Below are 7,431 nucleotides of genomic sequence, written 5' to 3' on the forward strand. Positions count from 1 at the left end.
CGTCGCGGATGCCGATCGTCCCGACCCGCATCACCGGAATCCGTACAGTCGCTACGGAGACGGAGCCGTTGGCGGTGTCGACGCGACGGTTGAAGTCGCGCTCGTAGACGTGGAGCCCCAGGCGCTGCGCGTCCTCGTAGCTGAAGGCGCAGATGCTCGCCCCGGTATCCACCAGCATTCTCAGGCTGCGCCCCGCCACGTCGACCTCGGTGGAGAAATGCCCGAGGGTATCGGCCGCCAGAATGACGGAGTTGGGCGCGAAACGCGTCGGGTTCGTCCCGCCGAGGCTCGCGCTGTCGAGGTTGAGGACCGCGTCGCCGCGCTCCCGAGGGCGGGCGGCGTTCTCGAAGCGCGTCACCAGGGTCAAACTGACCGCCGCCGCGACGGAGGTGACTCCCAGCGCCCAGAGGACCGGCTGCGTCATCGATGGATCCCTCGCCACACGGGGTACGATCCTCGGCGGAGCGAATGAACGAAGTCTTCGCTTGTCCGCATAAGGCGGGAGCCGACCCTTCGGATGATGAACGCCGCATTGGTGGGATTCCGGGCATTCTCCCCAATCGCGTCGCGGGTCTTGCTCGCTCGTCTCGGCGCTTATTGCGCTTCGCGGCTCTTGCGGGTATGCACCTCACGCGCTCGCCAGACACCCTTGGAGGCACGGGCGCGTCGTGGATCGGTGAGGGCCGTCCGTTTCGGGCGGCCTTTGGCGTTGCGCGGCTTTTTTCTGTTTTTTTGAAGGATCACGCCATGAGCGCAGTAAAGCCGCTTGAGGCCGTGGCACGCGACCGGGTCGGCAAGGGGGCCGCCCGGGAAGTTCGTCGCCAGGGCAACGTTCCCGCCGTCATCTATGGTGGCGGTCAGGCTCCGCAGGCCATCGCCATCGACCTCGTCCGCACCCGCACCCTGATCTACGCCGGTGGCTTCAAGACCACCCTGTTCGAGATCAACGCCGGCGGCAAGAAGACCCGCGCGATCCCGCGCGACTTCCAGCTCGATCCGGTGACCGGCGTGCCGCTGCACGTGGACTTCCTGCGCGTCGTCGCGGGCCAGAACCTCACCGTCGAAGTGCCCGTGCACTTCATCAACGAGGACGAGGCTCCCGGCATCAAGAAGAACGGCGGCACCCTCAACGTCGTGCTGCACACGCTCTCGCTCGAAGTCCCGGCGGACGCGATCCCCGACGCGGTCGAGGTCGATCTGACCGGTCTCGAGATCGGCGATTCGATCCACATCGAAGCCGTGACGCTGCCGGCCAACACGACCTTCACCGGCGAGGCCGAGGCCGTCGTCGCCAACGTCGTGCCGCCGACCGTGCTCGGCGCCGAGGTCGAGGCCGAAGAGGCCGCGATCGCCGAGGCGCAGTCGACGGAAGCTGCCGAGGAGAAGGCCGAGGCTGAGGCCGAAGAGGCCGCCGAGGCCGAGGAAGACAAGAAGGAGGATTGAGACCCTGGGGCTTCGCGCCCCGGTCTCGTCTTCGTCCACGGGTGCTCCGGCCGCGAGGTCGGGGCACCTTTTCGTTTGACGTCGCCTCTTCGTCGTCCGTCCTGGAGCTGCGCCCGCCCACGTTGGGTCGGGCGCAGCTCCAGATCTTCTGCTTTGCCGCGCTCTTTTCCGCCGAACCGGCATCCACTTCGGCGGAGAGCGCTCTCGTGACGAACTCGTCTTGGAGATGATGCCATGCGCCTGATCGTCGGGCTCGGCAATCCAGGGGCCCGCTATGCGGGCAACCGCCACAATATCGGTTTTCTCGCCCTCGACGAGATGGCGCGCGTCCACCGCGCCGCGCCCTGGCGGCGCAAGTTCCAGGGCGAGGTGACCGAGGCGACGCTCGGCAGCGAACGGGTCGTCCTGCTGAAGCCGCAGACCTTCATGAACGAATCCGGTCGTTCGGTCTCGGAGGCGCAGCGCTTCTACAAGATCGCCCTCTCCGACGTCATCGTCCTGCACGACGAACTCGATCTCGCCCCGGCCAAGCTCCGGGTGAAGCTCGGCGGCGGCAATGCCGGCCATAACGGCCTGCGCTCGATCACCGCCCAATGCGGCAACGATTACCGGCGCGTCCGCCTCGGCATCGGTCATCCGGGCGACAAGGCCCTGGTCCATGCCTACGTCCTGAACGATTTCGGCAAGGGCGAGCGGGCCTGGGTGGAGGATCTCTGCCGCGCCGTGGCGGACCACGCTGCGCTGCTGGCCCAGGGCGAGGATGCGAGCTTCCAGAACAAGGTCCACCTCGCCATGGCGGGCCGGGGCTGGGACGACGTCAAGCAGGTCAATGCGGCGGCCACCGGCCGTGATTGACACGAAAACACGGGAACACGATATCTCCGGTCCTGGAGGTGGACATCATGAAGAACCTCACCATCACGCTGGAGGAAGACCTTTTCGCGTGGGCACGGGTCGAGGCGGCGAAGCGCGGGCAAAGCCTGTCGCGTTTCGTGAGCCAGGCCTTGGCCGACCGCAGGACACCCGAGGTCGCGGATCAGTTGGCCGCCTTGAGCGCCTTTCTCGACGGTCCCGGCTGGTCGGGCGTGTCCGAAAACCTGCCCAGGCGCGAGGAGCTCTATGACCGACCGGCTGTTCTTCGATACAAACCTGCTGGTCTACGCCATGGATCCGGCGGCGGCTGACAGGCGGGCGACGAGTGTGCGCCTGATCAAACTGGCATTCGGTCAACGCCGGCTCGTGATCAGTCCGCAAATCCTCAACGAGTGCTACGCGGTCTTGGTGCACAAGCGTAAACTCGTGACGCCGAGCGCCGCCGCCGCTTATCTGGCGACCCTCTATCCTGCTTGCACGGCAGCGCTGGATACGCAGACCCACCGCACGGCGATCGCGATGGAGATGCAGTATCGCCTCTCCTGGTGGGACAGCCTGGCCATCGCATCGGCCATCCAGGCCGGGTGCAAATCTTTCGTGTCCGAAGACCTGTCCGATGGACAGATCCTCGACACGGTTCGGGTCATCAACCCGTTCACGCCTCACGCCAGCGCTACGCTGGCACTCACCTGACGGACACGCGATCATGGGCTTCAAATGCGGCATCGTCGGCCTGCCGAACGTCGGCAAGTCGACCCTCTTCAACGCGCTGACGCAGACGGCGGCGGCACAGGCGGCGAATTACCCGTTCTGCACCATCGAGCCGAATGTCGGCGAGGTGGCGGTGCCGGACCCGCGCCTGGACGATCTGGCGCGGATCGCCACGTCGAAGGAGATCATCCCCACGCGGCTGACCTTCGTCGACATCGCCGGCCTCGTGCGCGGCGCCTCGAAGGGGGAGGGGCTCGGCAACCAGTTCCTCGCCAATATCCGCGAGGTCGATGCCATCGCCCATGTGGTGCGCTGCTTCACCGATGGTGACGTGACCCATGTGGAGGGCAAGGTCGACCCGAAGGCCGATATCGAGACCATCGAGACCGAGTTGATGCTCGCCGACCTCGACAGCCTCGAGAAGCGCCTCTTCGCCCTCGAGAAGAAGGCCAAGGGCGCCGACAAGGAAGCCAAGGAGATGCTCGACCTCGTCCAGCGGGCATTGCCGCTGCTGCGCGAGGGCAAGCCCGCCCGTCTGGTGAGCCGCAAGCCGGAGGAGGAAAAGCTGTTCCAGACCCTCGGGCTGATGACGGCCAAACCCGTCCTCTACGTCTGCAACGTGGACGAGGGGGATGCCGACAAGGGCAACGCCTATTCCGAGGCGGTGATCGCCCAGGCCAAGGCCGAGGGTGCGCGCGCGGTGGTGGTCTCGGCCAAGATCGAGAGCGAGATCGCGGTGATGCCGCTGGCCGACCAGGGCGACTTCCTCGAAGCGGTGGGGCTTGTGGAGCCGGGCCTCAACCGGGTCATCCGCGCCGGTTACGAGCTTCTCGGCCTCATCACCTACTTCACCGTGGGTCCGAAGGAGGCGCGCGCCTGGACCATCGAGAAGGGCACCCGCGCCCCGGCGGCGGCGGGCGTGATCCATACGGATTTCGAGAAGGGCTTCATCCGCGCCGAGACCATCGCGTTCAACGATTACACCACGCTGAAGGGCGAGAGCGGCGCCAAGGAGGCCGGCAAGTTCCGCCTCGAAGGCAAGGAATACGTGGTGCAGGACGGCGACGTGCTGCATTTCCGCTTCGCCAATTGAGGAGCTGGACCAGCCTGTCGGCATCCGCCGGGGTGAGGACGCCCATCCCCTCTCCCCGCAGGCGGGGAGAGGGCCGCGACGACCTCGTCGTCGGCGCGGCGAGGCGGCAGCCGACGGTGAGGGGGCTCGTCCGAATGAGCCTCCTCCGGTACAGCCCCCTCACCCTCGCTCCGCTCATCACAAGCACGACGAGGTGCTTGTGATCCTCTCCCCGCAAGCGGGGAGAGGCGGCCCGCCCCTGTAGCTAGCGCAGCGCCATCCTTCGACCCGAAACGCTTCGACCCGGGGACAAAAGGTTCAATGACCGGCATCACCTTCGAGGATTTCACCCCCGGCGACGTGATCGAGGGCGGCCCGCTCACGGTGACGCGGGAGGCGATCGTCGCCTTCGCGAAGGAGTTCGATCCGCAGCCGTTTCATCTCGACGAGGAGGCCGCTAAGGCGACGCTGGCGGGGCAGTTGATCGGCTCCGGCTGGCAGACGGCCGGGTTCGGCATGCGCCTGCTCCAGGCCCATGTCTTTCGCGGCGCCACCTCCATGGGCTCGCCCGGCATCTCGCAATTGCGCTGGCTGCGCCCCGTCCTGCCGGGCGACGCCCTGCGGATCGTCACCAAGGTGGAGGAGTGCCGCGCCTCGAACTCGAAGCCGGATCGCGGCTTCGTCCGCTTCACCCTCACGGTCGTGAACGGGCGCGACGAGTCGGTAATGACCCAGGCGTTTACCGTCATGTTCGCCCGGCGCGGGGCCAAGCCCCTGCCGCCCCGCGCGGTGACGCCCGGAGACCCGGCCGAGGTGATCGAGGGCAACGACGCGGAAATGCTGCTCTTCCTCAAACAGGCGAAGCTCGGCACGGTCCGCGATCTCGGCCGCCACGCCTTCACCCCGGAGGCGATCATCGCCTTCGCGAGGGACTACGACCCGCAGGCCTTCCATCTCGATGCGGACGCCGCCCGAAAGACCCATTTCGGCGCCCTCTGCGCCTCGGGCTGGCACACGGCGGCGGTGTGGATGAAGCGCCTGCACATCACCCGCCAGCGCGATATCGCCCTGACGGAACGGGCCGGTCCTGTGCCGCAGCTCGGCCCCTCTCCCGGCTTTCGCGACATGCGCTGGCTCGCCCCGGTCTATGCCGGCGACACGATCTCTTACGCCTGCACCCTCCTCGACAAGCGCGAGTCGGCCTCACGCCCCGGCTGGGGCGTCGCGACCCATCACAACACCGCGCAGAACCAGCGCGGGGAGCGGGTGTTCGAGTTCACGGGGTCAGTGTTCTGGCAATGGGACGCCCCCGTTTGATGGAGACGGTCCGATGCCGAGAAGGCAGATGCCTTTGGCATTCGTGCTCCGACGTGGTTAGCATGGGCCGTCAAGCCCCGAGGTTTGCCATGAACGCCCCACCGAAGTCCGAACAGACCACAGAGACGATCCGTCAGCGTCACGCTCGCTTGCGCCGCCAGGGTCTGAAGCCGGTGAGAATCTGGATTCCGGACCCAAGCTCCTCATCGTTCGCCGAGGAAGCGCATCGGCAATCGGCGGCCGTCGCCACGAGCCGTCATGCCGAGGACGATCAGAGCTTCATCAATGCCGCCTCGTCTTGGGACGAGGCGTGAGGCGAGGGGAGGTTTGGACGGTCTCAGGGGGAAAGGATTACGCCGGTAAGCCACGTCCGGTCGTGATCATTCAGGATGATCGCTTCGACGCGACCGATTCCATCACGGTCTGTGCATTGACGACCGATCCGACGGACGCACCCCTATTCCGGGTTCCACTGACGCCAAGCATGCGGAATGGTCTGCGCGCTGCGTCCCGCCTGATGGCCGACAAGGTGACGACCGTTCCGAAGTCTAAGCTCGGCAACAAGATTGGAACTTTGGACGAGGACGATATCGCCCGGCTCGACCGGGCGATCTTCGTTTTCCTTGGTCTAGCCTCGATATGACCGGTCGAGTGGACAAAGGGCTCTGAGCAGCCGCCGGGAACGGCACGGAGTCGTCCCTCGGCTAAACCGCCGAGCGCCGCTCCGGATACAGCGCCAACAATCCCTCCGCATCCGCCGAGGCCACGCCGCGCTCGGTGATGATGCCCGTCACCAGCCGCGCCGGCGTCACGTCGAAGGCGGGGTTCGCCACGGGGCTGCCGGGCGACACCACTTCGATAGTGGCGAAGCCGCCATCGGCGAGGCGGCCGGTGAGGTGGGAGACCTCGCGGCCGTCGCGCTCCTCGATCGGGATCTGCGCGACGCCGTCGGTGAGGGTCCAGTCGATGGTGGAGAAGGGCAGGGCGGCATAGAACGGGATGCGGTTGTCGGAGGCCGCCAGCGCCTTCAGGTAGGTGCCGATCTTGTTGCAGACGTCGCCCGAGGCCGTGGTGCGGTCCGAACCGACGATGCAGACGTCGATCTCGCCATGCTGCATCAGGTGGCCGCCGGCATTGTCGGAGATGACGGTGTGCGGCACGCCGTGGGCATTGAGCTCGAAGGCGGTGAGCGCCGCGCCCTGGTTTCGCGGCCGGGTCTCGTCCACGTAGACATGGACCGGGATGCCGGCCTCGTGCGCCACATAGATCGGCGCGAGGGCGGTGCCCCAATCCACCGTGGCGAGCCAACCGGCGTTGCAATGGGTCAGCACGTTGAGGCGGCGACCTTTGGCCTCGTGCAGATCGGCCAGGATCGCGGCGCCGTGGCGGCCGATGGCATGGCAGCTCTCCACATCCTCCTCGGCGATGCGCCCGGCCTCGGCGAAGGCGTAGGCGGCGCGCTCCGAGACTTCGACCTCGCGCAGCTTGGCGGCGACACGGTCCAGCGCCCAGCGCAGGTTGATGGCGGTGGGGCGGGTGGCGGCCAGGGTCTCGACGGCATGGTCGATCCCGGCATCGGAAGCGTCCCGTCGCAGGCCCAGGGCCAGGCCATAGGCCGCCGTCACCCCGATGAGAGGCGCTCCCCGCACGATCATGGTGCGGATGGCGACGGCCGCTTCGTCCAGGGTGGCGAGCCGCTTCATCTCGAAGGCGAAGGGCAGGCGGGTCTGGTCGATGACCTCGACGGACGCGCCGTCGGCGGCGGGCAGGATGGTGCGGTAGGGTGTGCCGTCGATGTTCATGCGCGGGCCTCTCGCATGTTCCGGGCGGAAGGGCCAGTCCTGGGGCCACGCGCCATGCTTGTCGCTTCGGTCCTTAAGGGACGTGCGAGCTGGAAGGCCAGCCGCTCGAAATCCCGCCCTACCTTCCTGGCTTGATTTGCACACCTGCTTTCGTAGGCAGACCGCGTCCCTCTCCCCCTTGTGGGGAGAGGTCAGGAGTGGGGGTGGCTCCGC

10 protein-coding genes are annotated in these 7,431 nt (G+C 67.0%); 8 read left to right on the forward strand and 2 right to left on the reverse strand.

Translation table 11 applies throughout. From position 1 onward, the window contains the following. A partial coding sequence (locus MBTS_RS04155) for a retropepsin-like aspartic protease family protein (protein WP_192215148.1) occupies window positions 1–424 on the reverse strand: 424 nt, incomplete at its 3' end. A 323-nt stretch (window positions 425–747) separates the two neighbouring features. Here MBTS_RS04155 and MBTS_RS04160 point away from each other — a divergent pair. The 8 genes from MBTS_RS04160 to MBTS_RS04195 all read left to right on the forward strand — a co-directional run bounded on the left by MBTS_RS04160 (window position 748) and on the right by MBTS_RS04195 (window position 6,059). Further along, complete coding sequence (locus tag MBTS_RS04160) at window positions 748–1,443, forward strand: 50S ribosomal protein L25/general stress protein Ctc (protein WP_056144420.1); 696 nt, start codon at window positions 748–750, stop codon at window positions 1,441–1,443. 234 nt (window positions 1,444–1,677) lie between these two features. Next, the gene (gene pth / locus MBTS_RS04165; protein ID WP_192215149.1) at window positions 1,678–2,298 is read left to right on the forward strand and encodes an aminoacyl-tRNA hydrolase; all 621 of its coding nucleotides are present in this window, start codon (window positions 1,678–1,680) and stop codon (window positions 2,296–2,298) included. 47 nt (window positions 2,299–2,345) lie between these two features. Then, window positions 2,346–2,627: a hypothetical protein gene (locus MBTS_RS04170; protein WP_192215150.1), complete on the forward strand. Its 282-nt coding sequence runs from the start codon at window positions 2,346–2,348 to the stop codon at window positions 2,625–2,627. After that, complete coding sequence (locus tag MBTS_RS04175) at window positions 2,563–3,009, forward strand: PIN domain-containing protein (RefSeq protein ID WP_082473145.1); 447 nt, start codon at window positions 2,563–2,565, stop codon at window positions 3,007–3,009. Before MBTS_RS04170 ends, MBTS_RS04175 begins: the two co-directional genes overlap by 65 nt. A gap of 13 nt (window positions 3,010–3,022) precedes the next feature. Further along, a complete protein-coding gene (ychF, locus tag MBTS_RS04180) occupies window positions 3,023–4,120 on the forward strand; it encodes a redox-regulated ATPase YchF (protein ID WP_056144433.1) in 1,098 nt (365 codons plus the stop codon). A 300-nt stretch (window positions 4,121–4,420) separates the two neighbouring features. Continuing rightward, a complete protein-coding gene (locus MBTS_RS04185) occupies window positions 4,421–5,416 on the forward strand; it encodes a MaoC family dehydratase (protein WP_056144436.1) in 996 nt (331 codons plus the stop codon). Between the two features lie 89 nt (window positions 5,417–5,505). Beyond that, entirely contained in the window at window positions 5,506–5,730 is a 225-nt protein-coding gene (locus MBTS_RS04190) for an antitoxin MazE family protein (protein WP_026175752.1), read from the forward strand. After that, on the forward strand, window positions 5,727–6,059 hold the full coding sequence (locus MBTS_RS04195) for a type II toxin-antitoxin system PemK/MazF family toxin (RefSeq protein ID WP_056144439.1): 333 nt from the start codon (window positions 5,727–5,729) through the stop codon (window positions 6,057–6,059). Before MBTS_RS04190 ends, MBTS_RS04195 begins: the two co-directional genes overlap by 4 nt. Before the next feature lie 61 nt (window positions 6,060–6,120). Here MBTS_RS04195 and mtnA read toward each other — a convergent pair whose 3' ends face one another. Next, window positions 6,121–7,218, reverse strand: coding sequence for an S-methyl-5-thioribose-1-phosphate isomerase (gene mtnA, locus MBTS_RS04200; RefSeq protein WP_192215151.1), 1,098 nt, complete (start codon window positions 7,216–7,218; stop codon window positions 6,121–6,123). Window positions 7,219–7,431 lie beyond the last annotated feature (213 nt).

Source organism: Methylobacterium bullatum (genome assembly GCF_014845095.1).
Classification (GTDB): Bacteria; Pseudomonadota; Alphaproteobacteria; order Rhizobiales; family Beijerinckiaceae; genus Methylobacterium; species Methylobacterium bullatum.

Coding starts and splice junctions, on each gene's coding strand:
- MBTS_RS04170 (WP_192215150.1), top strand. CDS start 2,346: ATGAAGAACCTCACCATCACGCTGGAGGAAGACCTTTTCGCGTGGGCA.
- mtnA (WP_192215151.1), bottom strand. CDS start 7,218: ATGAACATCGACGGCACACCCTACCGCACCATCCTGCCCGCCGCCGAC.
- pth (WP_192215149.1), top strand. CDS start 1,678: ATGCGCCTGATCGTCGGGCTCGGCAATCCAGGGGCCCGCTATGCGGGC.
- MBTS_RS04190 (WP_026175752.1), top strand. CDS start 5,506: ATGAACGCCCCACCGAAGTCCGAACAGACCACAGAGACGATCCGTCAG.
- MBTS_RS04175 (WP_082473145.1), top strand. CDS start 2,563: ATGACCGACCGGCTGTTCTTCGATACAAACCTGCTGGTCTACGCCATG.
- MBTS_RS04185 (WP_056144436.1), top strand. CDS start 4,421: ATGACCGGCATCACCTTCGAGGATTTCACCCCCGGCGACGTGATCGAG.
- ychF (WP_056144433.1), top strand. CDS start 3,023: ATGGGCTTCAAATGCGGCATCGTCGGCCTGCCGAACGTCGGCAAGTCG.
- MBTS_RS04160 (WP_056144420.1), top strand. CDS start 748: ATGAGCGCAGTAAAGCCGCTTGAGGCCGTGGCACGCGACCGGGTCGGC.